Below are 26,463 nucleotides of genomic sequence, written 5' to 3' on the forward strand. Positions count from 1 at the left end.
GCCTACCCTCGGCATGGCCACCCCACCGACTCGGGAAGACAGGTGAAACCAGCGTGCACAGCATCCCCAGAACACGACGCCTCGGAGGCGCCCTCGTTCTCATCGCGACGCTCGCGCTGACCGGTTGCACGGAGCCCGAGCACGCACTCGCGACAAAGCCGTCGCCGACACCGACGACCGATCCACGAGACCAGGCGCTCACCGCAGTCAACGCCTACCTCGACGTCTTCTCCGCTGTCGCCGCAGACGCCGGAGAGCAGCCTGAACGGCTAGCGACCGTGGCTTCCGGCCCGGCGCTCGACGACGCCCTTCAAGCCGCCGAAAGCTGGCGCCGCCTCGGCATCTTCTGGGAAGGACGAGACGAGTTCTCTCCGACCCACTACGACATCGGAACGACCGCGGCCGTCACTGGTTGTCGAGACACCTCCGACATGGTGCCCAACGCTCTTGACGGCGAAGACGTGAGCACCAGCGGCGACACCCACTTCACGACCACCTATCACCTCGAGCTCGACGCCACCGAGACCTGGAAGGTCACGACGATCACGAGCAACGCGGGCTGCGACGCCGACTGACGACGGCGCCGCCGGCTCAGATCGCGGGAGCGGGACGCGGGGCGGGGCGCGGTGTGCGCTGCGGCTCCTTCGCAGGCTCCGCGCCGAGCTCGACGGCCTCGGCCGCCTCGTCGAGGTTGAGGCGCAGCGCGCGCGTGAGCGCCAGGCCGTGACGTGTCGAGATGACGAGACGCTCGAACTCACCCTCGCCATCCAGATCGATCACGACACCGGGCAGACGGCGGCCGCGCACCGCGACGAAGTCGTCTCCGGTCTCCGTCCGCCACGTGCCGAGCGCGGTGAAGCCGGGCAGGAACGTGCCGCGGGCGCGCACGCCGCGCAGCCAGGTCCACGGGTCGTCCGTGAGCTGCACCTTGACGATCGACGAGCGCTCGACGCGGATGCTCGTGCGGCGGAACGCGAGGGCGCGCTCGGTGGCCGACAGCGAGATCTCGAGCTGCGCGTGATCGAGGAGCAGGGTGACCATGGCATCCATCCTGCCAGCGGACTCCTCCCGAGAGGCTGGTGAGTTCGCACAGCTTCGCCGCGGCCGCGCTGTCCGCGGCGGCGCCCGTCGCCGCGCACGGTGCGAGACTGGATCGGTGACCCTGCTCAGCGCGAACGCTCCGGCTCTCGCCGCCGCTCTGCGAAAGGCCGAGCGCGGGGAGCGCCTCGACGCCGACGACGCGCTCGCGCTCCTCGAGGCGACGGGCCCCGATGCCGAGCGCGTGTTCGATCTCGCCGCGCGCACGCGCGACGAGGGGCTCGCCCTCGCGGGCCGACCCGGTGTCGTGACGTACTCGCGCAAGGTGTTCATCCCCCTCACGACGCTGTGCCGCGACCGCTGCCACTACTGCGTCTTCGTCGACACCCCCGGCCAGCTGCTCAAGAAGGCGAAGCCCGCGTACATGTCGCCCGAGCAGGTGCTCGCCGTCGCCCGACAGGGGCAGGCGCTCGGCTGCAAGGAGGCGCTGCTCACGCTCGGCGATCGCCCCGAGGACCGGTGGCCCGAGGCGCGCGCCTGGCTCGACGAGCACGGCTACGCGTCGACTCTCGAGTACGTCGGCGCGATGGCCGAGCTGATCGTCGACGAGACGGGTCTCCTCCCCCACCTGAACCCGGGCGTGATGAGCCCCGACGAGCTCGCGGCGCTGCGCCCGTTCGCCCCCTCGATGGGCGTCATGCTCGAGACGACCTCGCGCGCGCTCTTCACGGAGCCGGGGCGCGTGCACCACGGCTCGCCCGACAAGGACCCCCTCGTCCGGCTCGAGCTGCTCGAGAACGCCGGCCGCGCCCGCATCCCCTTCACCTCGGGCATCCTCATCGGGATCGGCGAGACGCTCCGCGACCGCGCGGAGTCGATGATCGCCCTCCGCGACGTGCACGAGCGCCACGGGCACGTGCAGGAGGTCATCGTCCAGAACTTCCGCGCGAAGCCGCGGACCGCGATGCAGGACGCGCCCGACGCCGCCCTCCACGAGCATGCGATGGCCGTCGCCGTGACGCGGCTCGTCCTGGGGCCGCGCATGCGCGTGCAGGTGCCGCCGAACCTGTCCGACCCGCAGGAGTTCGCGCTCCTCCTCCGCGCGGGCGCCGACGACTGGGGCGGCGTCTCGCCGCTCACCGCCGACCACGTGAACCCCGAGCGCCCGTGGCCGCACCTCGACGACCTCGCGGCGCGCACGGCCGAGCTCGGCTTCACGCTCCGCGAGCGCCTCACGGCCCACCCCGAGTACGTGCACGCGGACGCCTGGGTCGACGCGGCCATCCGCGGTGCGACGCGCGCCCTCGCCGACGAGAGCGGGCTCGCGCGGCGCGCGACGGATGGCGGCATCGTGCGGCCCGAGGCGCGCTCGCCCCGAGCGGGACACGACGCAGGAGTTCCGGGCCCGCAGGAGCCGGGAGACCGCTCCCCCGATGCGGGCGCGGTCGAGACTCCTGCACTGTGGTCGCCCGGCGGGCTCATCGCCGCCGTCATCGAGCGCGCCGCGCAGGACCCTGGAGCGCTCGACGACGCGGAGTGGGAGCGCCTCCTCACCGCGACCGGCGACGAGCTCGAGGCCCTCGTGCAGACGGCCGACGACGTGCGCCGGTACACCGTCGGCGAGACCGTGAGCATCGTCGCGAACCGCAACATCGCCTCGACCGGCTTCCGCGCGCGAGGCGGCCGGGCGGATGACGAGTTCGACCTCCCGCTCCTCGAGGACGCCGCGCGCGACGCGGTCGACCTCGGGCTCACGGAGATCTGCGTGCAGGGCCTCCTCGCGCCGGGCGAGGAGCCCGAGGCGTACCTCGAGATCGCTCGCGCCGTGAAGCGCGCGGCCCCGGCCATCCATCTCCACGCCTTCCGCCCGCAGGATGTCGCCGACCTCGCCGACCGCGCGGGGCTCGGGGTCGACGGCGCTCTCGCCGCGCTGCGCGAGGCGGGAGTCGACACGGTGCCGGGAACGGGCGTCAAGATCCTGAGCGAGCGCGTGCGCACCGAGGTCGCGCCCAGCGACCTCGAGATCGACCGCTGGATCGAGACCATCACGGCCGCCCACCGCGCGGGCTTCCGCTCGACGTCCGTCCTGTTCTACGGGCACGTCGAGACCGCCGCGGAGCGCATCGCCCACCTCCGCAGGCTCCTGGCCATCCAGCGCGAGACCGGAGGGTTCTCCGAGTTCGTGCCGATCCCGATGCCGGGCTGGGGCCGGCCGCTCGTCGACGGCCGCAGCCCGCGTGATGAGCACCGTGCCATGGTCGCGGTGTCTCGCCTCATGCTGTCGGGCGCCATCGCGCACGTGCAGATCCCGTGGACGCGCCACGGCCTCGAACTGTCGGCCGACCTCCTGCGCGCGGGCGGCGACGACCTCGGCGGAACGCTTCTCGACGGACGCGTCGCGCCTCGCGCGGGGGTCGAGGCCGGCCTCGAGCTGCCGCTCGACACGGCGCGCGGCATCGCGAAGCGGCTGTTCCGGCCGTTCCGGCAGCGGACGACGACCTACGGAGACGTCCAGCGGAGCGGCGGATGATCCGCGTCGGCACGCTCATCGTCGGCGCCGGCTTCGCAGGCCTCGCGGCCGCGCTCGCCCTCCGAGCCCAGGGCGTCGACGATTTCGCGATCATCGAGCGCGCCGACGGAGTCGGCGGCACGTGGCGCGACAACACCTACCCCGGCGTCGCGTGCGACGTGCCCTCTCATCTGTACGGGCTCGCGAGCCATCCGTCCCCCGACTGGACGCGCGTGTTCGCTCCCGGCTCGGAGATCCGGGAGTACCTCGAGCGGATCGCGCGCGACGAGGGGCTCGACACGCGGATCCGTTTCGGCACCGCGCTGATCGACGCACGGTGGGATGGCGACGAGTGGGCCGTGCGCACCGGCCCGGGACACATCGCAGGACCTCCGAGCGGCTCCGCGCGCGGGAACCGGATTCCCGGTGCGGCGGGCGAGGAGGATCCTGCGTCGTGTCCCGAGGAGATCCGGGCGCGACATCTCGTCCTCGCGTGCGGGCGGCTCACCGAGCCGCGGATCCCCGATGTCGTGGGGCTCGAGACCTTCCCCGGCCCGCTCTTCCACTCCGCACGGTGGGATCACACCCAGGACGTCGCGGGGCGCCGGATCGCGGTCGTCGGCACGGGGGCGAGCGCCGTGCAGCTCGTGCCCGCCCTCGTCGATGCGGGCGCCGAGGTCGTGCTCTTCCAGCGCACGCCCGCGTGGATCGTCCCCAAGGGCGACCGAGTGTACGGTCCGGAGGAGCGCGCCGCCCTGCGCGAGCCGTCGGCCGCCGCGCACCTGCGCGACGAGCTGCTCCGCGAGGGCGAGGCGCGCTTCGCGTCGCGCTCTGGCGACCGCGCGGCCACCGCCGAAGCCGAGGCCGTCGCGCGCGCCCACCTCGCCTCGCAGGTGGCCGACCCCGCCCTGCGCGCCGCTCTCACCCCGGACTACGCGTTCGGCTGCAAGCGCGTGCTCCTGAGCGACGCGTTCTACCCGGCCGTCGCCTCGGATGCCGTGCGTCTCGTGCCATCTGCCCTGGCCGCCGTGGAGAACGGCGCGCTCGTCGCGGCCGACGGCACGCGGCACGCAGCCGACGCGGTCGTCCTCGCCACGGGCTTCGCCTCCACCCGCCAGCCCTACGCGCCCCTCGTGACCGGAGAGCACGGTCGATCCCTCGACGCGCACTGGTCCGACGGCATGCGCTCGGTCGGCTCGACCCTCGTGCACGGCTTCCCGAACCTCTTCATCCTCGGCGGGCCGAACGCGGCGCTCGGCCACAACTCGGCCGTGCTCATCCTCGAGGAGCAGGCCGCCTTCGCCGCGGCTCTCATCACCCGCGGACTGGACGTGCGCGTGAGCGCGCAGGACGAGGCCGCCTACACGCGGGAGATCGTCGAGCGCTCGACCGGGACCCCGTGGGTGTCGGGCGGCTGCGAGAGCTGGTACGTCGACTCCCGCAGCGGCCGGCTCACGCTCCTCTGGCCGGGGACCGTCGCCGCCTTCCGCGAGCGTCTCGCGCGCGTCGCCCGCGACCTGCTCGAGCCATCCGCCGTCCTCACCTCCGAAGGAGCCCTGCCATGACCATCCCGTTCCGGTTCGGCTACAAGGCCTCATCCGAGCAGTTCGGGCCGCGCGAGCTGCTCGACTACGCGATCCTCGCCGAGGAGGTCGGGTTCGACTCGGTCTTCCTCAGCGACCACCTTCAGCCGTGGATGCACGAGGGAGGGCACGCACCCGCCGCACTGCCGTGGCTCGGCGCCGCGGCCGAGCGCACCTCGCGCGTGCTGCTCGGCACGTCGGTGCTCACGCCGACCTTCCGCTACCACCCGGGCGTCGTGGCCCAGGCGTTCGGCACCCTCGGCGCCATGCACCCCGGGCGGATGATCCTCGGCGTCGGCACGGGCGAGGCGCTCAACGAGGTCACCCTCGGCCTCGACTGGCCCGAGTCGCCCGAGCGGTTCCAGCGCATGAAGGAGGCGATCACGCTCATCCGCCGGCTGTGGACCGACGATCGCGTGACCTTCGACGGCACGTACTACTCGGTGCGCAACGCCACGATCTACGACCGCCCGGACGAGCTCGTGCCCATCTACATCGGCGCCTCTGGCCCCGCGGCGACGCGGCTCGCCGGCCGGATCGCCGACGGCTACATCACGACGAGCGGCAAGGCTCCCGAGCTGTACAGCGAGAAGCTCCTGCCGGCATTCGACGAGGGGCTCGCCAAGGCGGGCCGCGACCGGTCCGACGTCGACACGCTTCTCGAGGTCAAGGTCTCCTTCCGCCACGACCGCGCCCAGGCGCTCGAGAACACGCGCTTCTGGGCCCCGCTCGCCCTGAGCCCCGAGGAGAAGATGGGCGTGGACGACCCGCTCGAGATGCAGCGCCTCGCCGAGCAGCTGCCCACCGAGCGCGCCGCCTCGCGCTTCATCGTGTCGGACGACGTCGACGAGCACCTCGCGGCGATCCGCACCTGGATCGACCTGGGCTTCCGGCACCTCGTCTTCCACGACCCCGGGCACGACCAGGAGACCTTCCTGCGCCTCTACGGCGAGGAGGTGCTGCCTCGGCTCCGCGCCGAGTACGGGGCGTGAACGGCGACGCGGGCTTCGCCTGGCACGTCGTCATCCCCGTGAAGCCGCCCGCACGGGGGAAGTCGCGGCTCGAGGCGCCCGGCGTCGATCGCGCGGCGCTCGCCGACGCGATCGCGCGTGACACGGTCGACGCGGTCGCGCGCGCCTCGCGGGTCGCCGAGGTCGTCGTCGTCACGGCGGCCTCCGGATGGCCGGAGGGCCTCGCAGACAGCACGCCGGCGCCCGCGCGCGCACGGCCATCCGCCCCCATCCGCATCGTCCGCGAGTCCGAGCCCGCGGGGCTGAACGCCGCCATCCGCCGCGGACTCGCGACGATCGATCGCGTTCTCCCGCGGGCGGTGCTCCTGGGCGACCTGCCCGCGCTCCGACCGGCAGACCTCGATGCCGCGCTCGCGCTCGCCGGCGCGGCTCGGCTCGGGCTCGTCGCGGACGCCGAGGGCACGGGATCCACCCTCATCACGGCGCGCGCGGGCACCGCACTCGTACCGGCCTTCGGAGCGGACTCGGCCGCGGCGCACCGGGCGGCGGGGCACGTCGACCTCGGGGTGGCGCAGGACTCGACGCTGCGCCGCGACGTCGACACCGTCGAGCAGCTGCGCGCCGCCGCCGCTCTCGGCCTCGGCTCGCGGACCGCGACGCTGCTGGGCTGAACAGCGTCGCACCGCCGCGGTGCCTCATCGCGGGAGGCCCCTTCTCGCGCCGATCGCGGCCTCACCCGTGTTCGCCTGACGGCCGGAGCGGTGCCCCGACGCGAACGCGCCCGCGTCGGCCCCCTGGCGCCGGCGCCCTCTCCTCGGAGAGAGCGCTTCGACGTAGGCATCGACTCGGCTTCGACGTGACGCGAGGACGAGGTCGGTTCCGCTCCCCGCCTCCTCGATGATCGCGCGGCGGTTCTCGGCGATGCGCGCCGCGGCGCCGGCCCCGAATCCGCGGACGAACCCGCTGCGCGCGCGACGGCGGTCGCTCTCCGTGCACCAGTCATACGACGCTCGCTCGATGAGCCACCATGCGCGCATCGCGACGAGCGCCTGGACGCGCAGGCTCGCGATGAGAACGCGCGCCTGCTGCACATCGGACGCGAACCCGACGAGATACAGCACCGATCCGCGAGCGGAGTCGGCGATGAGCGGCCGGATCGTGCCGAGGGCGCGCGCGACCCCGCCGCCGAGCTCTCGGAGGTCGCGCGCGTAGGCGCCTGTGAAGAGCATCCGCTCCTCGACGACGGGGTCCTGCGTCTCGCCCAGTCGAGCACGTCTCTCATCGAGCAGCGCCTGCCCGATCCCGTACTTCACCATGAGGCGCTCAGCGTGCTCGGTGAGCGCCTCGGCCTCCTCGGGCGTCGTGCTCTCGGCCTTCGCGAGCAGCTTCGCGATGAGGTCGAGCTTGGCGTCGGTCATGGTCTCCTCCTCGGTCGGATGCGTCACATCCTCGGAGGGACCACCCCCGTCGGCGGCTCGCACGCGGTTCGCCTGGGGAGGGCGCGCCGGCGGGAGCCGCCTGTGCAGAGGGCGTCGCGGCTCAGGCGATCGCGGCCGCGGCAGCGCGCGCGGCTGCGGGCAGCGCGTCGACGATGCGAGCGAGCGCCTCCTCGTCGTGCGCCGCCGTGAGGAACCACGCCTCGAACACGCTCGGGGGCAGGGCGACGCCCGCCTCGAGCATCGCGTGGAAGAACGGCGTGTAGCGGAACGCCTCCTGCGTCTTGGCGGTCGCGTAGTCGGCCGGCGCCTCGGGCAGGAACGCGAGCCCGAAGAGGTTGCCGGCGCGCGGGATCGCATGGACGACGCCCTCCGCCGAGAGCGCGGCGGCCAGCGCGTCGGCGACCGTGGCCGCGGCGGCGTCGACGGCCGCGTAGACCTCGGGAGTGGCCAGACGCAGCGTCGCGATGCCGGCGGCGACGGACAGCGGGTTCCCCGAGAGCGTGCCAGCCTGGTAGACGGGGCCGACGGGAGCGAGCTGGTCCATGACGGCGCGCTTGCCGCCGAGCGCTGCGAGAGGCATGCCGCCGCCCACGACCTTGCCGAACGTGATGATGTCGGGCTCGAAGGCCTCGCCCGCCTCGACCTGGAGCCCCCAGTGCCCCGCCGGGTGCACGCGGAAGCCCGTGAGCACCTCGTCGAGGATGAGCAGCGCTCCCGCGTCGTGCGCGATCTGCGCGAGCGCCGCGTTGTAGCCGGGCGCCGGCTGCACGACCCCCATGTTGGCGGGCGCGGCCTCCACGATGATCGCGGCGATCTCGTCGCCGCGGACCGCGAAGATCTCGCGCACCGCGTCGAGGTCGCCGTACGGGGCGACGAGCGTCTGCGCCGCGATCGGCGCGGGCACCCCCGCCGTGCCGGGGAGGGCGAGCGTCGCGACGCCGGAGCCCGCCGCCGCGAGGAGCCCATCGGAGTGCCCGTGGTAGTTGCCGTCGAACTTGAGCACGAGGTCGCGGCCGGTGACGCCGCGCGCGAGGCGGATGGCGGTCATGGTCGCCTCGGTGCCCGTCGAGACGAGGCGCACCTGCTCGACCGGCCGGAGGCCGCCGGCCTGCACCCGGTCGACGATGAGATCGGCCAGCTCAACCTCGCCCTCGGTCGGAGCGCCGAACGACAGCCCGCGCGCCGCCGCCTCCTGCACCGCGGCGACGACCTCAGGATGCGCATGACCGAGCAGAGCCGGGCCCCACGAGGCGACCAGGTCGACGTACTCGCGGCCAGCGGCATCCGTCACGTACGCCCCGCGCGCCGACGCGAGGAACCGGGGCGTCCCGCCGACCGAGCCGTACGCCCGCACGGGCGAGTTCACGCCGCCGGGGATCACTTCGCGGGCGTGCTCGAACAGGACGTCGTTGCGATCGGTCATGCGTCCATTCTCCCGCGCCGCGGATGGGCGAATCGTGCGAGGACGTTCGCCGCGAAACGCGGCGAACCCGCCGCGCCCGGACGACGCCGCGCCTCCCGGATCAGCGCAGCCAGCGCGCGGCTTCGACGGCCCAGTACGTGAGGATGGCGTCGGCGCCGGCGCGGCGGATGCCGAGGAGCGACTCCTCGATCGCGCCGCGGCGGTCGATCCGGCCGTTCGCGCTCGCGGCCTCGATCATCGCGTACTCGCCCGACACCTGGTACCCCCAGACGGGCACGTCGACGGCCGCACGCACGTCGGCGAGCACGTCGAGGTACGGCAGCGCGGGCTTCACCATGACGATGTCGGCGCCCTCCTCGACGTCGATCACCGCCTCGCGAACTCCCTCGCGCGCGTTGCCGGGGTCCATCTGGTAGGTGCGCCGGTCGCCCTTCAGCTGCGAGTCGACCGCCTCGCGGAACGGCCCGTAGAACGCGCCCGCGTACTTCGCCGAGTACGCCATCACGATCGTGTCGACGAAGCCCTCGGACTCGAGCGCCTCGCGGACGGCCGCGACCTGGCCATCCATCATCCCCGAGAGCCCCAGCAGCGTCGCACCCGCACGCGCCTGCGCGAGGGCCATCGCGGCGTACCGCTCGAGCGTCGCGTCGTTGTCGACACCGCCCTCGGGCGTCAGCACGCCGCAGTGCCCGTGGTCGGTGAACTCGTCGAGGCACAGGTCGGCCTGCACGACGAGGGCGTCGCCGACCTCCGATGCGAGCGCCGACACGGCGACGTTGAGGATGCCCTCGGGATCGTCGGCTCCCGATCCCACCGCGTCGCGCACGGCCGGCACGCCGAAGAGCATGATGCCGCCGACTCCGGCCTCCGCCGCCTCGACGGCGGCCCGGCGGAGGGAGTCGAGCGTGTGCTGGCGCACCCCGGGCATCGACGAGATCTCGACGGGCTCGGCGATGCCCTCCCGCACGAAGGCGGGCAGCACGAGCTGGGATGGCGCGAGGTGCGTCTCGCGCATGAGCCGGCGGACCGCCGGCGACTGGCGGAGGCGCCGCGGCCGGTGCACGGGGAACGTCATCGGCGCGCCTTCATCCCGGGGATCCGGACGACGTCGGTCGGCGTCGTGGGCGGGATGGCCCTGGCCTCCTCGGTCGGCTCGGGCACCGGGATCTTCGCGAGGGAGTCGATGAGCGACTCGATGGTCTGCCGTGGTGCGACGAGGTGGATCGGCAGCCCCACGGCGTCGGCGTCGCGCGCGGTGCGCGGGCCGATCGCGGCGATGATCGTCTGGTCGGGGATGTCGGGGAACTGCTCGCGCACCTGCTCGGCGACCGAGCCGCTCGTCACGAGGATGGCGTTGATGCGGCCGTTGAGCACGTCGCGGTGCGCGCGCTCCGGGGCGGGCACGCCCACCGTGCGGTACGCGACGACGCTGTGCACGTCGTGCCCCGCGGCGATGAGGGCGTCGGTGAGGACGGGCTTGGCGATCTCGCTGCGCAGGGTCAGGATGCGGCGGGGCTCCGACTCCCGGGCGAGGAGCTGCCGCGCGAGTCCGGCTGCGGAGTTGTCGGTGTCGGGAACGAGGTCCACGCCGTACCCGACGGCCTGCAGCGCGGTCGCGGTCGTCTCGCCGACCGCCGCGACCTTCGTGCTCTCGGGGATGGTCGCGCCGTAGGAGTAGAGGACGTCGACGGTCGTCGCGCTCGTCACGGTGAGCCAGTCGAACATGCCGTCGGCGAGGTCGCGCAGCGCCTGCTCGAGAGCGGCCTTGTCCTCCGTCGGGGCGAAGTTGATGAGCGGCGCGATGACCGGCGTCGCGCCGTCGGCACGCAGACGCGCCGCGACGCCATCGCCCCACGGGCCGCCGCGAGGCACGAGCACCCGCCATCCGGCGAGAGGCTTTCCGGTCATGTGTTCCACTGGCTTCGTCATGGTGTGGTCGAGGGGGAGACGAGGTCGGACGCCCCTCGGTCGAGAAGCCGACCGGCGACAGCGGTGCCGATCTCGCTCGCTCGTCGGGGGACGACGCGCCGGGCGGAGTCCGCACCGTCGCTTCCGCCCTCAGGACGAATATACTCCTGCGCCACGGCCTCGGCGTGCTCGACGGCGATCTCCTCGCCCGGCTCGCGGCCGTACGCGACCGCGGTCACCGAGAGCTGCTCGCCCCGGAGGACGGCGTGGATCCCGAGGGGCGCATGGCACCCGGCTTCGACCCCCGCCAGGATCGCGCGCTCGACCGTCACGGCGAAGCGGGTCGCGGGGTCGTCGAGGGCGCGGATGGCCGCGAAGAGCTCCTCGTCGATGTCGCTGCGGGTCTCGACGGCGAGAGCTCCCTGCCCCGCGGCCGTCGGCCATCCGCCCAGGTCCTGCGGCTCGAGAGCGAGGTCGATGTCGGCTCCGAGGCGCGACAGGCCCGCCGCGGCCAGCACGATCGCGTCGAGCTCGCCGTCGCGCACGCGCTGCATGCGGGAGTCGACGTTGCCGCGGATGTCATGGAGCTCGACACCCGCGTTCGCGCGCCGGACCTGCGCGATGCGGCGAGGCGAGCCCGTGCCGATCCGCGCACCGGGGGCGAGGTCGCCCAGCCGCACGCCGTCGCGCGTGAGCACGACGTCGCGCGCGTCCGCACGCGCGGGGGTCGCCGCGATGACGAGGCCGGGGGCGTCGGCGGTCGGGAGGTCCTTCAGGGAGTGCACGAGGAGATCGCACTCGTCGCGCAGCAGCGCCTCGCGCAGGCGCGTCGCGAAGACGCCCGTCCCGCCGAGCTGCGACAGCGACGCGCGCGACGTGTCGCCCTCCGAGACGATCGGCACGAGCTCGACGGGCCTTCCCGCCTGCTGCTCGAGAGCGCGGGCGATCTGCGACGACTGCGCCGTCGCGAGAGCGCTCCGGCGCGTGCCGAGACGGATGGGCGTGGTCACTGGAGCACCTCGGGCACGGCCGACGCGGGGATGCGTCGACCCGTGAAGAACGGCACCTCCTCGCGCACGTGGCGACGGGCCTCGGTGTAGCGCAGCTCGCGCATCATGTCGACGAGCTCGTTGAGCTCGTCCGACTCCATCGGGAGCATCCACTCGTAGTCGCCCAGGGCGAACGACGCCATCGTGTTCGCGACGACTCCCGAGAACGCGGCGCCCTTGCGACCGTGGTCGGCGAGCATCGTGCGGCGCTCGTCCTCGGGCAGCAGGTACCACTCGTGGCTGCGCACGAACGGGTACACCGTGAGCCAGCCCTTCGCGGGGATGCCGCGGAGGTAGCCGGGGATGTGCCGCTTGTTGAACTCCGCGTCGCGGTGGACGGCCATCGCGTTCCACGTCGGCAGGAGGTCCTTGAGCAGCTCGGTGCGGCGCAGCCGGCGCACGGCCCGCTGCAGGTCCTCGGCGACGGCGCCGTGCAGCCAGACCATGAGGTCGGCATCGGCGCGCAGGCCGCTGACGTCGTAGAACCCGCGGATCGTCACGCCCTCGCCCTCGAGCAGGGCGACGATGTCCTCGAGCTCGGTCGCGTCGGGCTCCGTCACGGGGCGGTCGGGGTTCCGCCGCCACACCGCCCAGAGGCTGTAGTTGTCGCCGGTCGTCTCGGGTGCTGCAGACATGACTCCATCATGCTCCCGCGTCGCGAGAAGGCGAAAACGAGGCCCTCCCCCTTGACGGGAGCGGAGGGCCTCCCCACCGATCAGCGCGCGATGATCCGCGCGACGCCCCAGATCGCGAGCCCGACGGCCGCGGCGACGCCCGCCGCGGCGGCCGCTGCCGCCACGGGGTTGCGCTGCGCGAACGCGCGCGCCTTCACGGCGCCGCGCTGGCTCGCCTCGGCCGCTCGACGCGGGAGGTTGCCCTTGACCTCGATCGCGGCGAGCGCGGCCTTCAGCTCCGCCCGCGCGAGCTCGACCGGGTCGGAGATCCCGCTGGGCACGACCGTCTTCGCGAGCCGCTCCTCGGCGCGTGCACGGTCAGAACTCATCTGCGACCTCCTTGACGATGGCGACGTCCGTCTGCACGGCGCGGGCGGGGTTCTCGCTCTTCGCGAGGTGCTTGAACCGGAGCAGGCCGAGCAGCGCGAACACCGCGGCGAGCACGAGGCCGACGCCGAACACGATGAGCGCCGACGCCCACACCGGCAGCCACAGCGACAGGAGCGCGATGACGAACGCGAGGAAGGCCGGGATCGCCCAGAACACGAAGAACAGGGCGACGATCATCCAGCCGGTGCCGAAGCCCGCGTCCTTCGCGGCGGCGATCGCCCACTTCTTCGCCGCGTTCACCTCTGCGACGACGAGGTTGCGCACCAGCTCCGGCAGGTCGCCGATCAGCGAGAAGAGACTGTCGTCGGCGCGGTCCCGCACCGGCGACGGCGGAAGCTGCGCCATCAGCCGGCAGCCTTCCGCTGCGCCTCCTGCTTGACGTCGTCGGCGGCGTCCTCCGCCTCGCCGAGCGCCGCGTCGAGACGCTGCCCCGGGGTGCCGGGCGTCGTGGCCGCCTTGACGACCTTGATCGCGCCGTTCCAGGCGGCACGGGGGATCGCGAGCGCGCTCGACTTGGCGAGCTTCGTCGCCTTCTCGGCCTGCGCCTGGACGATGGGGAGCTCCCACACCTCCTGCGCCTTCTCCTTGATCTGCTCGTAGCGCTCGCGGCCGGCTCGCGTGCCGAGCACGTAGCCCACTCCGAGGCCGATCACGAGTCCCAGCTTCCCCCGCATCGGGTTCTCCTCACGTCGTTTCGGGTGCTGCCCTGGTGTCCCACAGTAACCGTGTATGCCGCTTTCGGCATCCGCCTTGCGCGAGAGCGCCAGCGGGTGTACCCGGGTCAGGTCACGAGAAGAGCGCGCGGCGTCGCACGCGCTCCGCCTCCGCGATCGCGTCGGGCACGACCTGAGCGAGTCCCGTCCCGGCGAGCCAGGCGCCGACGGCGCCGATGCCAGGAGCGGTCTGGATGGCCGCGCGCGCCTGCGCGGTCGCGGCCTTGAGTCCGACGGTCGCGGCCGGCTGCGCCTGGAGGAAGCGCTCGCGACGGGCACCCGCGAGCTGATGCGGTGCGAGGGCGACGCCGAGCAGCGCGCTCGCCTCCTCCAGCGCGAGGGCCGCCGCCTCGTCGTCGTCGAGGCCCGCGGTCGCCGGCTCCTCGTTCTGGGTGCCGAACGAGACCCGGACGACGTGACGGTGCGCGCCGGCGGCCTCCGCGACCCACTGCCATTTCGCGGTCGCGTGGGTGAGGGCCTTCGCACGGTGCGATCCCGGAACGGTGAGCACGCCCGTCCCCCGCGGCTTCGCGTCGAGCTCGGGGGCGTCGAGGACGAGCGTGACGATCTCGACGACCGGGCCGGGGCGTGCCGGCTCGGCGGCCAGGCCGGTCACGTGCGGCGCGAGGAGGCGACGTGCGCCCGCCTCGCCGATCGCGACGACGACCACGTCGGCCTCGATCGGCCCGTCGTCGACAGCGGCGTCGCTCACGTCCTCGTCGCGCTCCTCGCGCGCCGCGAGGCGGATGGTCCAGGTCGCGCCCGCGCGCTCGAGCCCGTCGACGGCGGCGCGGGTCCTGACGTCGGCGCCGAGCACCTCGAGACGCTCGACGAGCGCGTCCGCGAGCCGCGCCATCCCGCCGCGCAGACCGAGCACGGCGCCTCCCGGGGCGGACGTGCGCGCGCCCGCGAGGTCGGCGACGGCGCCGGTGAGCGAGCCGGTGCGGGTGAGCGCCGCGTTGAGCCCCGGTGCCGCGACGTCGGGATCGATGTCGTCGGGATGCGCGGAGTACACCCCGGTCGTGACGGGCGCGACGAGCCGATCGAGGGCCTTCTCACCGAGCCGCGACCGCACGAGGCGCCCCAGGCTGTGCTCGTGGCCGATCGTGAGCACGGGCTTCAGCCGATCGAGGTAGGCGCGCCAGGCGCCGCCCCAGCCGAGGATCCGTCGGACGTCGTCCGCGAAGGGGTTGGCGGGGATGCCGAGCACGCCGCCCTTCGGCAGCGGGGCCGCCCCCACGCCGGGCACGCCGGCGACCCACGCGCCGCCTGCGCCCGTGCCCGGCGCCACGACGTCGTCCGACAGCCCGAGCTCGTCGATCAGCGCGCGGACGTGGCCGCCGCGTGTCGCGAAGCTCTCCGCGCCGAGGTCGAGGACGACACCGCCCACCTCGGCCGAGCGCAGCACGCCGCCCGGGCGCTCGCCGGCCTCGAGCACGGTCACGCGCATGCCCACCTTGGCGCACTCCCACGCCGCGATCAGACCCGCGACGCCGCCGCCCACGACGACGACGTGCTTCTCATGAGCGTGGGCGTAGAGCTCGTCGAGCTGCTCCGTCACGGTGTGCCTCCTCCGACGATCAGACCGAGTGGACGAGCTCGACGATGCGCGTCAGCACCGTCGGGTCGGTCTCCGGCGGGACGCCGTGGCCGAGGTTGACGATGTGCGCACGGGCAGCGCGCCCGCGTTCGAGCACGTCGCGGACGTGCGCCTCGAGCACCTCCCAGGGCGCGGCGAGCAGGGCGGGGTCGATGTTGCCCTGCAGGGTCGTCTCGCCGCCGACGGTGCGCGCGGCCTCGTCGAGCGGCACGCGCCAGTCGACGCCGACCGCGGACGCGATGCCCCCGAGGCGCATGTCGGCGAGCACGGGGCCCGTGCCGACGCCGAAGTGGATGACCGGCACGTCGAGGCCCTCGACGGCGGCCGTCGAGTGCGGGAGCACGAACGCGCGCAGATCGGATGGCGCGAGCGAGCCCGCCCACGAGTCGAACAGCTGCACGGCCGCAGCCCCCGACTCGATTTGCGCCTGGAGGAACGCGCGCGAGACCTGCGCGAGCCATCCGGCGAGCGCGTGCCATGCGCCGGGGTCGGCGTGCATCAGGGCGCGGGCGCGCAGGTGCTCCTTCGACGGCCCGCCCTCGACGAGATAGGCCGCGAGCGTGAAGGGCGCCCCCGCGAAGCCGATGAGCGGCGTGCCGGCGCCGTCGAGCTCCGAGACGACGGCGCGCACCGCGGCGCGCACGGGCTCGGCGGCCTCCGCGACCTCCGCGGGGTCGATGGCCGTCACGCGGTCGACGTCGGCGCGCGTGCGCACGGGGTCGGCGAAGACGGGCCCGCGCCCGGGAACGATCTCGACGTCGATGCCGGCGAGCCGGAGCGGCACGACGATGTCGCTGAAGAAGATGCCTGCGTCGACCCCGTGCCGCCGCACGGGCTGCAGCGTGATCTCCGCCGCGAGGTCGGGCGTGAGGCAGGCGTCGAGCATGCGCGTGCCGACGCGGAGCTCGCGGTACTCGGGAAGCGAGCGGCCCGCCTGTCGCATGAACCAGATCGGAGCGGTATCGGGGCGCTCGCCGCGCAGGGCGCGCAGCAGCGGCGCATCGGGGGAAGGCATGCCCCCATCCTCCCATCCGCGCCTTCGGAGTCGCGGAAAGCGCCGGTTAGGCAACCCTTCCTTTTCATGAATCATTCAGAAGAGACTTTTACGCGGGGTAGAATGGCTGTCGTGCTGTTCTGCCTGTCTGCGAGTCACAAGACCGCGCCGTTCGATCTCCTCGAGCGCCTGAGCACGCACACGACCGCCGTCGCCCCGCTCATCGCGGGCCACAGCGAGGACGTCAAGGGCACCGTCGTGCTCTCGACCTGCAACCGCTTCGAGGCGTACATCGACCTCGACGTGCCGTCCGGCGCCGCGCGCGAGGCCGGCCTCGCCGCCGCGCATGAGGCCATCCGCACGGCCACGGGCGTGACCCCCGAGGACCTCGAGGGCGCCTGCGAGGTGACGGCGGGCACGAAGGTCGCCGAGCACCTCTTCTCCGTCGCCTCAGGACTCGAGTCGGTCATCGTCGGCGAGGGCGAGATCGGCGGCCAGGTGCGCCGCGCCCTCGACGAGGCGCGCGAGCACGGCACCACCTCGAGCGAGCTCGAGCGCCTCTTCCAGCGCGCGACCGAGACGCAGAAGGGCGTCAAGAACGGCACCGCCCTCGGCCGAGCAGGCCGCTCGCTCGTGCGGCTGGCGCTCGACCTCGCGGGCAGCCGCATCGCCGACTGGACCACCCAGCGCACGCTGCTCGTCGGAACCGGCTCCTACGCGGCTGCGACGCTCGCCGCCCTGCGCGACCACGGCGTGACCGACATCACGGTCCACTCGCCCTCCGGCCGAGGGGCGCGCTTCGCCGCGAAGCACGGCCTGCTCAGCGTCGCGAGCGACGAGTTCGCCGCGGTGGCCGCGTCGTCCGACCTCGTCATCACCTGCACGTCGCGCGAGGAGCCGGTCATCGACGCTGCTCTCCTGCAGGGCGCCGGGTTCGACGGCGCCGCGATGATCATCGATCTCGGGATGCCGCGCAACGTCGCCCCCGATGTCGCGACCGTGCCGGGCGTCACGCTGCTCGACCTCGAGACCATCCGCCTCCACGCGCCGCTCGAGGAGCTCCAGGCGACCGAGGCGGCGCGCGCAATCGTGCAGGATGCCGCGGCGCGCTTCCACCTCGCGAGCCGCCAGCAGAGCGCGCAGCCGGCGATCGTCGCGCTGCGCCAGCACGTGTTCGAGCTCACCCAGGCCGAGGTCGACCGTGCCCGACGTCGCGGCGACGGCGAGCAGGTCGAGCAGGCGCTGCGCCACCTCGTGGGCGTCCTGCTGCACACGCCGACCGCGCGTGCGGGTCAGCTCGCGGCCGAGGGACGCTCCGACGAGGTCTTCGACGCCCTCGAGACCCTCTTCGGCATCGACGCGCGCCCCGCTGCGGCCGCGGCCGAGGTGCCGGTCTGCCCGTTCACGGGCGACGCGCAGGCCTCCTGACCCCTTCCGGGACTTCCTGACCCCTCCCCCTGGACTTCCTGTCCCCGCCCCCGGGACACATTGCAGGAGATCCGCGGGCCGCTCCGTCGGCCATCCGCGCGATCCCGCGCACGAGGCGCAGCCATCCGCTCGATTCTCCTGCGCTCTGTCCCGCCCCGCGCGCCCGGCCGGGGCCTGAGACCATAGGAGCATGGCTCTCACGATCACGGGCGACGACGCCGCAGACACGCTCCTCAGCGAGAACCCCCTCGCGCTCCTCATCGGCATGCTCCTCGACCAGCGCGTGCGCTAACCATGCACAGGCCGCAAACTTGAAGTCATGGCCAGCTCAGCTATCTATACCCGCATCTCCCTCGACGCTGAGGGTGAGGCTCTCGGCGTGGCCCGCCAGGAGGCCGACTGCCGGGAGCTTGCCGCGCGCTCCGGCTTTGACGTGGTGGCGGTGTTCAGCGACAACGACACCGGCGCGTCCACGCGCTCCCGCAAGAAGTCACGACCGGCCTACACCGACATGCTCCAGCGTGCGCGTGCGGGTGAGTTTGAGGTGATCGTGGCGTACTCCAACAGTCGCCTGACCCGCCGACCGCTGGAGTTGGAAGAGCTCATCACCCTCTATGAGCAGCACGGAGTACGCATCAGCACGGTCGTGTCGGGCAATGACGACCTCAGCACGGCTGACGGCCGGATGGTGGCGCGCATCAAGGCGTCGGTGGACGCGGCCGAGGTCGAGCGCACGGCGGAGCGCGTGGCACGTAAGCATCTAGAGTCCGCTCGGGAGGGCAAGCCGGTGAGCGGTACGCGCCCCTTCGGCTGGCAGGACGGCGGACGCGAAGTGAAGGCCGACGAGGCCGAGCTCATTCGAGAGGCCGCTACAGACATCATCTCCGGCATCGGCACCTATGCGATCGCCAAGCGGTGGAACGACGCGCGAGTGACGACCTCCACCGGACGACCGTGGAAGGGCCACACGCTCGCCCGCATGATGAGGTCCCCCCGGCTGGCAGGGTGGCGCATCCATCAGGGCAAGATCGCCGTCGGACGCGACGGGAAGCCGGTACGCGGCCAGTGGGAACCAATCCTCGATCAGGCCACCCATGACGCGGTAGTGACTGTGCTTAGCCCTGCAGAGAGCCGGTCCCGTGTGCCTAGGAAGAACGCGCGCCACTATCTACTGACAGGCACCGTGCGCTGTGGAGTGTGCGGAGCGCTGATGTATGGCAACGCCGCCAAGTACCCGACCTACAAGTGCGCCGAGGATGGCCACACGGTAGCCGCCAGCACCGTCGCCGTGGACGACCTTGTCAGCCGTCTGGTTCTGAGACGCCTGGAGGACGTTGCCCTGGAGACACCGAAGCCGGAGTTCACCGAGGCCAAGCGGCTGGCCGAGGTTGAGCAGTCCATCGCCCGGCTCATGGCCGCGTTCACCGCACGAGAACTCTCAGCCGAGGCCGTGTTCCCAGCGGTGGCTCAGCTGGAGACCGAGCGTGACGAGCTACGTGCTCAGCGGCGACTCATCGAGGCGGCAGAGGTAGCGCCCGACCTCACGCACGTGAACCACGGAAAGTGGGAGAGCATGGACGTCGACCAGCGGAGGGCAGTAGTGGAGACCCTGCTGAATGCCGTGCTGGTACGGCCCGCCACGCGCGGAGGGAACCGCTTTGATCCCGACCGGGTGGAGTTCGTGTGGCATGACGCTCCGACCGCCCAAGGGTAACCGACGTCAGGACTGGACTGCCGCCTCCAGGAATGCAGTGCGGCTAGCCTCCAGATCGCCGAGTGCCTCCGAGACTGAGACCTGGTGACGGTCCTCGGCCTTACGGAGCTGCTCCGAGAGTGCCTTCTGCGACTTCACTCCATCCAGCAGGGGAACCACAATCTGATCGACATGCTCGGTCGTCAGCTCGATGAGTCCAGTGCTGCCCGTGAACAGCCGCTCGATCTGCAGCTTGCCCAGGCCCGCCCGGAGGTAGTCCGCGAGGTAGTACGGATTCACGACCGTCGGGTCAGGGCGGATGATCGTCACGTGGCCGTCAGCGATCGCCAATTCATCGCGGTCCCACACTGCCGCCTTACCGAGCGTGCCGTCGCCGGTGGATGCAATGACCACATCGCCCTTCTGCAGTTTCGCAGAATCCGCGATGTCGTCATACGTAGCCTTTTCGATCCAGTCCGCGCCCTCGACGGTCGTGCGGCCAAATCGTGTGATGCAGCTTCCCGCCTTGACCACGACTGCGTAGCCATCCTCCGGACCGACGTATGTCGATGCTGAGGGGGACTTACCACGCTTCGTATCGACAGTGTTGAGGCTACTTATCGTCTGCCCACCCGCAGCGGCGACCTGCTTCACCGCGTCGGTCGTCTGCGGGTCCCAATACTTGAGATCCCAGCGCGAGGTTGAGTCCTTGCCAATCACGTTGGCGGGGATCTCAAAAGCAGACCAGTGAAGACCCCGGCGGGTGCTCCCAGCCTCGTGGTCGAGCGCCCCTTGCACAACCGACTCCAGGAACGCCGGGTAATCGAACCCGCGTAGGCGCTCCCCCGTCCCGGAGTATCCCAAACTCTCGATGTCCACGAACGAGACGGGTGAGGTGTCCAGGATGTCGATGTCGACGGATTCTCGCTTGCGCAGCAGCAGGACACTGGAGCGAACGTTGATCTTGTTGGGCTTGAACGTCACCTCCGGCAAGCGGAGCACCGCGAGCAGTTCGGCGTTCTGCATGACCCACCGACGGAGGTCAGTGCCGGTCTCCGTGTTCAGGAGACCATCGTCAATCACGGTGCTGATCAGCCCCCCTGGCTTTGTAGCGAGCACCATGCGCTGAAGGAACAGATGCTGTCCGCGGCCGCCCGGAACGGGGTAGCGCTCGGCATCCGACTTGGAGAGCGCATCTCCCTCGGCTGTTCCGAACGGCGGATTGGTCAGAATGTAGTCGTAGCGTTCCTCATCAATGGGCCAGATGGAAGCGGACGGCAACACCGAATTCTCGCAAGTGATGTTATTGTGCCCGTCGCCCGCGATGATCATGTTCATCTTTGCGGCGGAGGCGACACCGTCATTTGCATCGCTTCCGTGGAACACTTCCTGCATCAGCTGCTTCGCCAGCTTGTCGCGCGTGGCCTTGGTGATCGCCCGCTTTGCCAACAAGGCGTCAACCTGGTCTAGGGAGCTGCGCAGCAGGTAGACAAGGAAGCCTCCAGTGCCGCACGCGGGATCGGCAACACGCACCGGCTCGGAGGCCCGGAGTGCGTTCACGATCGCCTCAGAACCGATCAGGCCCGCCATGATCTCGACGACCGGACGCGGGGTGAAGTACTGGCCGAGCTTCTTGCCCTTGAGCGTTGCTCGAACGAAGTACTCGAAGGCCGTGCCCTTGACGTCGTGGTCGGAGTCCGTGAACGAGACCTTCGAAAGCTCGCCGACGATGTACCTGAAGGTCGCCGGATTCTTGAGGTGCAAGTCCTCAGTAAGTACGTCGCCGTACCCCTTGGCCTTGATCTCGGACAGCATCTGCAGGATGGCGCTCTTCACCTGGTCGGCCTGCGCAGCGGGCCGTTCGGCGAGCTCCCAGAAGCGGAAGGAGTAGGGCAGCTCGAACTCCCCTGCGTCCTCCTTCTCCTCTAGCAGCTTGAGGAAGAGGATCTTGGAGAAGTCCGCGAAAGCGTGCTCTTCGTTCTTCTCGATATTCCGGATCTTGTTGTGGCATCGCGCGAACAAGTCATTGAGCTGCTTGAGTGGCAGCGACGGACGGAAGGGCAAGCTGTCATCGCCATTGCCCAAGGGCACGTCCGTGAGGTCTTTCTTACGGCGCAACGCGCGCACAACGCCGTCGAGCTGGTCGCGGCTCGGCATCTTGTCGGCGAGTCGCCCGTTCCACCGGATGGGTTCGTTGTTTGCGGTGTTGAACACCTGCACGAGCTGGCCGTTCGTCACGACAACAAACGGCGCCTTCACGGACGCACCGTATGCGAGCGCCTGTTTGGCATCCGCCTGAGTGAGCCGCTTGCCGTTGCGTTTCGCCTCAATCACGAACTGGGGAGTGGACTTGCCGCAGGTCACGAGCAGGTCCACGTACCCCTTGGCGTACCGCTCGAGGTTCTTGACTGGCGTTTCGAAGTCAATGTCCGTTTCCGGGTCGTACCCGCGGCGTCGGAGATACGGAAGGATGCGCTTGATGACCGTCTCAGTCTCAGTGCGGACGCTCGACAAGTGGTGCTCGCCTTCTAGGGGGCCGGGGCAGGATGATTTGAGGCTAACAGCGGCCACCTACATGTTCCGGCAGCGCCGCCCGGGGGCAGCCGACATCTGGCCGTCACGCCAGGCGACGAGAGGGGCACCGCGCGGCACTCGCGCGCGCCTGAACGGCACGCTTCCGGACTGGGGTGGAGCGCCTCATGGGTCTGAGGCCACGAGAAGGGGCACCCCCAGCGGACTGGCCAGGGGTACCCCTTGGGACGGTGCGTCAGTCCTCGAACGGCGGGTTCAGGACCAGGACAGTGCCGACATTGAGTGTCGCGCCGGTCTTGTTGTACGCGGCCAGCGACTCGGTGTCGAAGCAGAAGCGGTCAGCGACGGCGGCGAGGTTGTCCCCGGCGGCGACAGTGTAGGTCTCGATCTCGCCGTCGGCGTTGCGGTTGACAGTGCCGTTTGCGCCCGCCCTCGCGCCGAAGTCGGCGATCCAGCCCTTGACGCGGCCCGCGCTGTCGCTCATATCGATGCCGTTCTTGTATCCGGCCTTGCAGGACACGGCAGCCGACTCGTCGAGCGTCTGCGGTGCCCAGGGCTCGGACGGGTCCGGGCGGAGCACTAGGACGTCGCCGGGCTGCATCGCCCAGTAGGTCACCTTGTTGTATGTGCCGAACGAGCTCTTATCCATGCAGAATCGGGCCGCGATCGCTTCGAGCGCGTCACCGGGCTGAACGGTGTACGAGGCGATCTGCCCGTCACCGTTCAGCGTCGGCTCTCCAACCGCGTAATCGCGGACGCCGGTATCGGTGATCTCACCCACGAGCTCCGCACCCTCGACCGGCGACGAGCCGGGATCGACGGACGGGAGGCTGATACTAGCCGTGGGGCATCCCGTTGCAGTCGGTGTAGGCGTGGGAGTGGCTTCCGTCGTCGGCTCGGAGTCGACGGCAGCCGGGGCAGGAGTCGAGACGGGGGTCTGCTCGCTGGCCGTGGGTTCCGACGTTGCGGTGCATCCGGCGAGCGCGGTCGCAGCTAAGACGAGTGCCGCCAGGGTCGTGGTGAGCTTGGCCGTGTTGGACATGTTGAAATGTTTGCGCACTTGGGACATGCGGGGTGCTCCTTTGTCAGCGCGACTGACAGTCACAGTAGTGGTCATGTGAACGAGGTCTCCTTCTTCTCAGCCCGCAAGGTCACGCCCGGCGCTGAGCACGTCCGGCCCGTAGTGCTTGTTCCACCACGTGTTGTGCCCGCAGTACTGGCACTTCTTGAAGAACGGCAGGTACACAAGGCCGATGCCTGCGGTGCAGAGCGCAATCGTCGAGATGACGGCCATGCGCCCGATGTGAGCGGCTCCCCGTTCGCACGACTTGCAACCGATGCAACCCTTCTGGGTGTAGATGTTCAGATGGTTCGACATGACGGCATTCAGCCCTGGCAGATGTCGTCAGTGGCGAATCCTGACGGGTGCTCGGCGGCGTGGTAGCCCTCTGAGTAGATGCTGACGCTGTCTGAGACCTCAACCCGGTTCGCCGCGGGATAGCTGTCGCCGGCCTGAGCCGCGTGGTCGCAGAGGTACAGCATCGCGTCGTTGGCGATCTGTTGAGCCTGCTCGTTGGTTGTCTCTGTCGGCACGTAGATGTACGCCTTGCCTGCCGAGATCGTGGCGCTTTCGAACGTGACGCCCGACTCGGCCAGGAACGCTTCCAGGTCGAGCGGGGCGACCTCCGCCGGAGTCTCGGACGCGGTCGGCTCAGTGGGAGCATCCTGCGTCGGTTCGGCTACTGCCGGTGTGGTGCTGGTGCCATTCGGGTTCACGATGGCGCTGATGCCGCCCACGACGAGGAACACCGCGATGAGCCAGACCCACCACTTGAGGTACCACGGCTTCGAGGCGGCTGGAGGCGGGGACGACTGCTCGGACATGCGTGCTGCTCCTTCGGCAATGTGACTCATAGTCCGTGGACTCATTGTCACCTTAGCGAAAGCGTGAACGGATGCCCGTTCCGTCTCACCGCACCGCGTTCGGCGCACGTGTGCGCGAACTCCGGACGGCACGCGGCTGGTCGCAGGAGGACTTCGCCCACCGAGCGGAACTCGACCGCACCTATGTCTCCGGCATTGAGCGCGGCGTGCGGAACCCGACGCTCGACATCATCTACCGACTCGCGACGACACTGGACGTGCCCGCATCCGACCTACTCGCGTAGAGGTACTCCAATCCGGGGCACAAGGCGGAGCCGCGCGTTTCCGCCGCAGACCATGTCTCCGCACCCGTCACGCGTCGCTGAGCGTCCCACTGGCTCGCCGGCACCGGTCTGGCTAGGTGCCAGGTAGCCGAGACATGCAAAGAGACCCTTGGGAGCCCCTGGGGTCTCTTGTGGGCGAAAGCCGGGTCTCAGCTATCAGGCGGTCGCGCCCGCAGCGCGACGCGCACGAACGCGGGCGGTCCGCGCCGGTCCTTGGAACACCTCGTTCAGCACCTCGTCCATGAGTGCGAGCACGTCGTCCACATCGACCTGTTGAGGGCTGTCCTCGATATCCCCGTGCGCCATGTCATTCCCAAGGTGCCGAATCTCATGAGCGGCATCTTTCGTGCTGTTTCGGACGAGCCCTTGGGCAGCGAGCTCATCGATCTTCGACACGAGTCGGCCCGACGTGATGCCCTTCGCCTTGGCAGTAGCCTCCACAACCGTGCGTGCCATCAGGATCGATGCCATTCGAGCTCCGATGCTCGCGCAGGCGTGCGCCTCGCTCGCGGCCTCCGCAATATGTGATGGCACATCTTCGAAGCGTGGCGCTTCCCCAGCTTTCGGCACCCAGGTGATTTCCTCGTCGGCCGTCTTCTCGAGGTTGAGTTTCTGGTCGGTAGATCCCTTGGCGAAGTCTGTTGCGTACCCGAGACTGGCGCGCCCGCAATTGTCGCAAATCGCAGCACCCTGCAAGATCGTGACGGTCGAGAACGTGCCGCCCCCATGATCCTCCCGGAAGGACATTTGCTGTGCCCACTGGGGTGTGAGGTGCACGTATCGCCGACAGTATGCGCAGTGAGCGGAGGCCATGACGTCATTCTGGCATCGGGCACGGACATCCAGATCGGGTTCAGGATGTAGCCGACGTGTAGGCGCGGCGCACGGTGGACTCCTGCCAGCGCGGCAGTCCGGTAGGCGACAGTACGCCGTCAGCCGTCAGCATGTCCGCGATGCGGCAGAAGCTGAGGCGCTGCTCTTCCCGCGCTGTGACGATGCGTCGCAGCACTCCAGCCGGGATGGCGGTCCGCCGTCCGTTGTGCTCGCCGCGTGCCTTGCGTGCCGCCAGCGCCTCACGGGTGCGGGTAGCGATCAGGTCGCGTTCCAGTTCAGCGAAGGTGGCGAGCATGTTCGCCATCGCCCGACCGCCGGGGGTCGTGAGGTCGAGCGCGTTGTCCAGTACGACCAGCGCCCAGCCCTGCGTGACTGCCGAGTCGATCACGGCGGATGCGTGACGTACCGAGCGGGCGAGTCGGTCGAGCTTCGCCACCATCAGCCCGTCGAACTGCCCCGCCGACAGCATGTCCAGCCCGCGACGCAGCTCGGGGTTGACGTGCTTGCCCGAGCACCCCAGATCGCGGAACAGCTCGTAGGTCCAGCCTCGGCGCTCGCACGTCTCCTTGATCGCGGCCTCTTGTGCCTCGACGCCGAGGCCGGAGCGCTCCTGCTCCTCGGTGCTGACACGGATGTACCCGAGCATGTGCTTGCTCATCGCCGTGCCTCCGATGTTGCGTCGGCGTGTGCCGTCAGTGCGGCGGCAAGCGCTCGCGCCTCGTGCGGGAACAGCGCGACCGTGTGGCCGGGGAACGCCAGGGTGACAACGGTGCGCCCGTCACCGATGTACTCGGCGTCCTGCTCAACCTGGATCACCCCGCCTGCGAAGCGCGCGTCAACAAACGTCGGCTCTGTCGCGGCGCTCATCGGTCGTCCTCTGGATATGTGGTGTCGTCGAAGATGTCGCCTTCGATGTAGCGCAGGCGCGCCCCGGTGAGCGGGTGACGAGCCGTGTACAGGTAGTTGGCTTCGTCCCAATCGAAGTCCCACCCCGCGTCGCGCAGGGCATCGGCCAGGGTGTCGTCGGCTCCGCCGGGGAAGAAGGCGTCGCCCGATGAAGGGGCGGAGAACCGATCAAGGATGAGTTTCACTCCCGCGAACGTGCTCGGACGCTCGGCACGAATCGTGTTGAGCGTGGCGTCGTACGCGCGCCAGTAGCCGTCGATGTTCAGTCCGGGCATCACACACCCGCCTTGAGCTCGATCACGTTGATGCCGGTGAGTGCATCCCACGGCTCGGCGGTCGCTTGCAGGGCGCGGAGGTACTCGGCGTCCGTCTCGGCGGTCGCCCGGTCGGTGTACGTGGCGATGTTCTCGTTCCACGGCAGCGGCGTGATCCCCGCGAGCGTGCCGTGGAAGTCGGTCACGTACCCGGTCTCGCCCTTGTAGGTCGCCTCGATGCAGTAGAGGGGTGCGCGTTTGATGCCGTTCATGGGGCCTCCTCGGCTGAAGTTGTGAGGCGGAACCGGACGGTCTCGC

29 protein-coding genes and 1 pseudogene are annotated in these 26,463 nt (G+C 70.8%); 9 read left to right on the plus strand and 21 right to left on the minus strand.

Translation table 11 applies throughout. From position 1 onward, the window contains the following. Positions 1–53: 53 nt before the first annotated feature. Positions 54–575, plus strand: coding sequence for a hypothetical protein (locus M1D46_RS00335; protein ID WP_456286218.1), 522 nt, complete (start codon positions 54–56; stop codon positions 573–575). A 16-nt stretch (positions 576–591) separates the two neighbouring features. Here the strand turns inward: M1D46_RS00335 and M1D46_RS00340 are convergent, their stop codons facing one another. Beyond that, complete coding sequence (locus M1D46_RS00340; RefSeq protein WP_282978755.1) at positions 592–1,041, minus strand: hypothetical protein; 450 nt, start codon at positions 1,039–1,041, stop codon at positions 592–594. Between the two features lie 115 nt (positions 1,042–1,156). Between M1D46_RS00340 and cofG the strand changes: the two genes are divergently transcribed. The 4 genes from cofG to cofC are packed head-to-tail and all read left to right on the plus strand — an operon-like array spanning position 1,157 to position 6,772. After that, positions 1,157–3,568, plus strand: a complete 2,412-nt coding sequence (gene cofG / locus M1D46_RS00345; protein WP_456286219.1) for a 7,8-didemethyl-8-hydroxy-5-deazariboflavin synthase CofG — start codon at positions 1,157–1,159, stop codon at positions 3,566–3,568. Beyond that, positions 3,565–5,112 (plus strand): flavin-containing monooxygenase, encoded by a 1,548-nt coding sequence (locus M1D46_RS00350; RefSeq protein WP_456286220.1) that lies wholly within the window; start codon positions 3,565–3,567, stop codon positions 5,110–5,112. The genes cofG and M1D46_RS00350 overlap by 4 nt, the downstream gene beginning before the upstream one ends. Next, a complete protein-coding gene (gene fgd / locus M1D46_RS00355; RefSeq protein WP_324013769.1) occupies positions 5,109–6,122 on the plus strand; it encodes a glucose-6-phosphate dehydrogenase (coenzyme-F420) in 1,014 nt (337 codons plus the stop codon). Before M1D46_RS00350 ends, fgd begins: the two co-directional genes overlap by 4 nt. After that, on the plus strand, positions 6,119–6,772 hold the full coding sequence (gene cofC / locus M1D46_RS00360) for a 2-phospho-L-lactate guanylyltransferase (protein ID WP_456286221.1): 654 nt from the start codon (positions 6,119–6,121) through the stop codon (positions 6,770–6,772). Before fgd ends, cofC begins: the two co-directional genes overlap by 4 nt. Positions 6,773–6,796: 24 nt before the next feature. On the opposite strand, the gene M1D46_RS00365 is transcribed toward cofC, so the two are convergent. From M1D46_RS00365 to hemE, 11 genes are all read right to left on the minus strand, one after another. Continuing rightward, positions 6,797–7,519 carry a DUF2786 domain-containing protein gene (locus tag M1D46_RS00365; RefSeq protein WP_456286222.1) on the minus strand — a complete coding sequence of 241 codons (723 nt, stop codon included), beginning with the start codon at positions 7,517–7,519 and terminating at the stop codon, positions 6,797–6,799. 121 nt (positions 7,520–7,640) lie between these two features. Continuing rightward, entirely contained in the window at positions 7,641–8,963 is a 1,323-nt protein-coding gene (hemL, locus tag M1D46_RS00370) for a glutamate-1-semialdehyde 2,1-aminomutase (protein WP_456286223.1), read from the minus strand. A gap of 100 nt (positions 8,964–9,063) precedes the next feature. Next, positions 9,064–10,038, minus strand: a complete 975-nt coding sequence (gene hemB, locus M1D46_RS00375) for a porphobilinogen synthase (RefSeq protein WP_456286224.1) — start codon at positions 10,036–10,038, stop codon at positions 9,064–9,066. Then, a complete protein-coding gene (locus M1D46_RS00380; RefSeq protein ID WP_271172927.1) occupies positions 10,035–10,871 on the minus strand; it encodes a uroporphyrinogen-III synthase in 837 nt (278 codons plus the stop codon). The genes hemB and M1D46_RS00380 overlap by 4 nt, the downstream gene beginning before the upstream one ends. Positions 10,872–10,888: 17 nt before the next feature. Further along, positions 10,889–11,881 (minus strand): hydroxymethylbilane synthase, encoded by a 993-nt coding sequence (gene hemC / locus M1D46_RS00385; protein ID WP_282978765.1) that lies wholly within the window; start codon positions 11,879–11,881, stop codon positions 10,889–10,891. Beyond that, the gene (hemQ, locus tag M1D46_RS00390; protein ID WP_271172929.1) at positions 11,878–12,555 is read right to left on the minus strand and encodes a hydrogen peroxide-dependent heme synthase; all 678 of its coding nucleotides are present in this window, start codon (positions 12,553–12,555) and stop codon (positions 11,878–11,880) included. Before hemQ ends, hemC begins: the two co-directional genes overlap by 4 nt. Positions 12,556–12,635: 80 nt before the next feature. Beyond that, the gene (locus M1D46_RS00395; RefSeq protein WP_456286225.1) at positions 12,636–12,923 is read right to left on the minus strand and encodes a hypothetical protein; all 288 of its coding nucleotides are present in this window, start codon (positions 12,921–12,923) and stop codon (positions 12,636–12,638) included. Next, the gene (locus M1D46_RS00400; protein ID WP_271172931.1) at positions 12,913–13,329 is read right to left on the minus strand and encodes a phage holin family protein; all 417 of its coding nucleotides are present in this window, start codon (positions 13,327–13,329) and stop codon (positions 12,913–12,915) included. Before M1D46_RS00400 ends, M1D46_RS00395 begins: the two co-directional genes overlap by 11 nt. Then, positions 13,329–13,658, minus strand: coding sequence for a hypothetical protein (locus M1D46_RS00405; protein ID WP_271172932.1), 330 nt, complete (start codon positions 13,656–13,658; stop codon positions 13,329–13,331). The genes M1D46_RS00400 and M1D46_RS00405 overlap by 1 nt, the downstream gene beginning before the upstream one ends. Before the next feature lie 112 nt (positions 13,659–13,770). Next, positions 13,771–15,258 (minus strand): protoporphyrinogen/coproporphyrinogen oxidase, encoded by a 1,488-nt coding sequence (locus M1D46_RS00410; RefSeq protein ID WP_456286226.1) that lies wholly within the window; start codon positions 15,256–15,258, stop codon positions 13,771–13,773. Between the two features lie 19 nt (positions 15,259–15,277). Then, positions 15,278–16,312, minus strand: a complete 1,035-nt coding sequence (gene hemE / locus M1D46_RS00415) for a uroporphyrinogen decarboxylase (protein WP_456286227.1) — start codon at positions 16,310–16,312, stop codon at positions 15,278–15,280. Between the two features lie 102 nt (positions 16,313–16,414). Between hemE and M1D46_RS00420 the strand changes: the two genes are divergently transcribed. The 3 genes and pseudogenes from M1D46_RS00420 to M1D46_RS00430 all read left to right on the plus strand — a co-directional run bounded on the left by M1D46_RS00420 (position 16,415) and on the right by M1D46_RS00430 (position 19,433). Then, entirely contained in the window at positions 16,415–17,719 is a 1,305-nt protein-coding gene (locus tag M1D46_RS00420) for a glutamyl-tRNA reductase (protein ID WP_456286228.1), read from the plus strand. 190 nt (positions 17,720–17,909) lie between these two features. Next, positions 17,910–18,005 (plus strand): annotated as a pseudogene (locus M1D46_RS00425) (HhH-GPD-type base excision DNA repair protein); the annotation flags it as partial. A 33-nt stretch (positions 18,006–18,038) separates the two neighbouring features. Then, positions 18,039–19,433, plus strand: a complete 1,395-nt coding sequence (locus M1D46_RS00430) for a recombinase family protein (protein ID WP_456286229.1) — start codon at positions 18,039–18,041, stop codon at positions 19,431–19,433. 6 nt (positions 19,434–19,439) lie between these two features. Here M1D46_RS00430 and M1D46_RS00435 read toward each other — a convergent pair whose 3' ends face one another. From M1D46_RS00435 to M1D46_RS00450, 4 genes are all read right to left on the minus strand, one after another. Continuing rightward, entirely contained in the window at positions 19,440–21,983 is a 2,544-nt protein-coding gene (locus M1D46_RS00435; RefSeq protein ID WP_456286230.1) for an N-6 DNA methylase, read from the minus strand. Positions 21,984–22,179: 196 nt separating this feature from the next. Then, the gene (locus M1D46_RS00440; protein ID WP_456286231.1) at positions 22,180–23,013 is read right to left on the minus strand and encodes a LysM peptidoglycan-binding domain-containing protein; all 834 of its coding nucleotides are present in this window, start codon (positions 23,011–23,013) and stop codon (positions 22,180–22,182) included. A 69-nt stretch (positions 23,014–23,082) separates the two neighbouring features. Then, positions 23,083–23,322, minus strand: a complete 240-nt coding sequence (locus tag M1D46_RS00445) for a hypothetical protein (protein ID WP_456286232.1) — start codon at positions 23,320–23,322, stop codon at positions 23,083–23,085. Positions 23,323–23,330: 8 nt separating this feature from the next. Next, a complete protein-coding gene (locus tag M1D46_RS00450) occupies positions 23,331–23,828 on the minus strand; it encodes a hypothetical protein (RefSeq protein WP_456286233.1) in 498 nt (165 codons plus the stop codon). A gap of 71 nt (positions 23,829–23,899) precedes the next feature. Between M1D46_RS00450 and M1D46_RS00455 the strand changes: the two genes are divergently transcribed. Next, positions 23,900–24,112, plus strand: coding sequence for a helix-turn-helix domain-containing protein (locus M1D46_RS00455; protein WP_456286234.1), 213 nt, complete (start codon positions 23,900–23,902; stop codon positions 24,110–24,112). Between the two features lie 195 nt (positions 24,113–24,307). Here M1D46_RS00455 and M1D46_RS00460 read toward each other — a convergent pair whose 3' ends face one another. From M1D46_RS00460 to M1D46_RS00480, 5 genes are all read right to left on the minus strand, one after another. After that, positions 24,308–24,928, minus strand: coding sequence for a DUF4145 domain-containing protein (locus M1D46_RS00460; protein ID WP_456286235.1), 621 nt, complete (start codon positions 24,926–24,928; stop codon positions 24,308–24,310). 76 nt (positions 24,929–25,004) lie between these two features. After that, positions 25,005–25,643: a recombinase family protein gene (locus tag M1D46_RS00465; RefSeq protein ID WP_456286236.1), complete on the minus strand. Its 639-nt coding sequence runs from the start codon at positions 25,641–25,643 to the stop codon at positions 25,005–25,007. Next, positions 25,640–25,852, minus strand: a complete 213-nt coding sequence (locus M1D46_RS00470) for a hypothetical protein (RefSeq protein ID WP_456286237.1) — start codon at positions 25,850–25,852, stop codon at positions 25,640–25,642. Before M1D46_RS00470 ends, M1D46_RS00465 begins: the two co-directional genes overlap by 4 nt. Further along, positions 25,849–26,166 carry a hypothetical protein gene (locus tag M1D46_RS00475; RefSeq protein ID WP_456286238.1) on the minus strand — a complete coding sequence of 106 codons (318 nt, stop codon included), beginning with the start codon at positions 26,164–26,166 and terminating at the stop codon, positions 25,849–25,851. Before M1D46_RS00475 ends, M1D46_RS00470 begins: the two co-directional genes overlap by 4 nt. After that, positions 26,166–26,417 carry a hypothetical protein gene (locus M1D46_RS00480; RefSeq protein WP_456286239.1) on the minus strand — a complete coding sequence of 84 codons (252 nt, stop codon included), beginning with the start codon at positions 26,415–26,417 and terminating at the stop codon, positions 26,166–26,168. Before M1D46_RS00480 ends, M1D46_RS00475 begins: the two co-directional genes overlap by 1 nt. Positions 26,418–26,463 lie beyond the last annotated feature (46 nt).

The sequence above is a fragment of the Microbacterium sp. JZ70 genome, assembly GCF_053903225.1.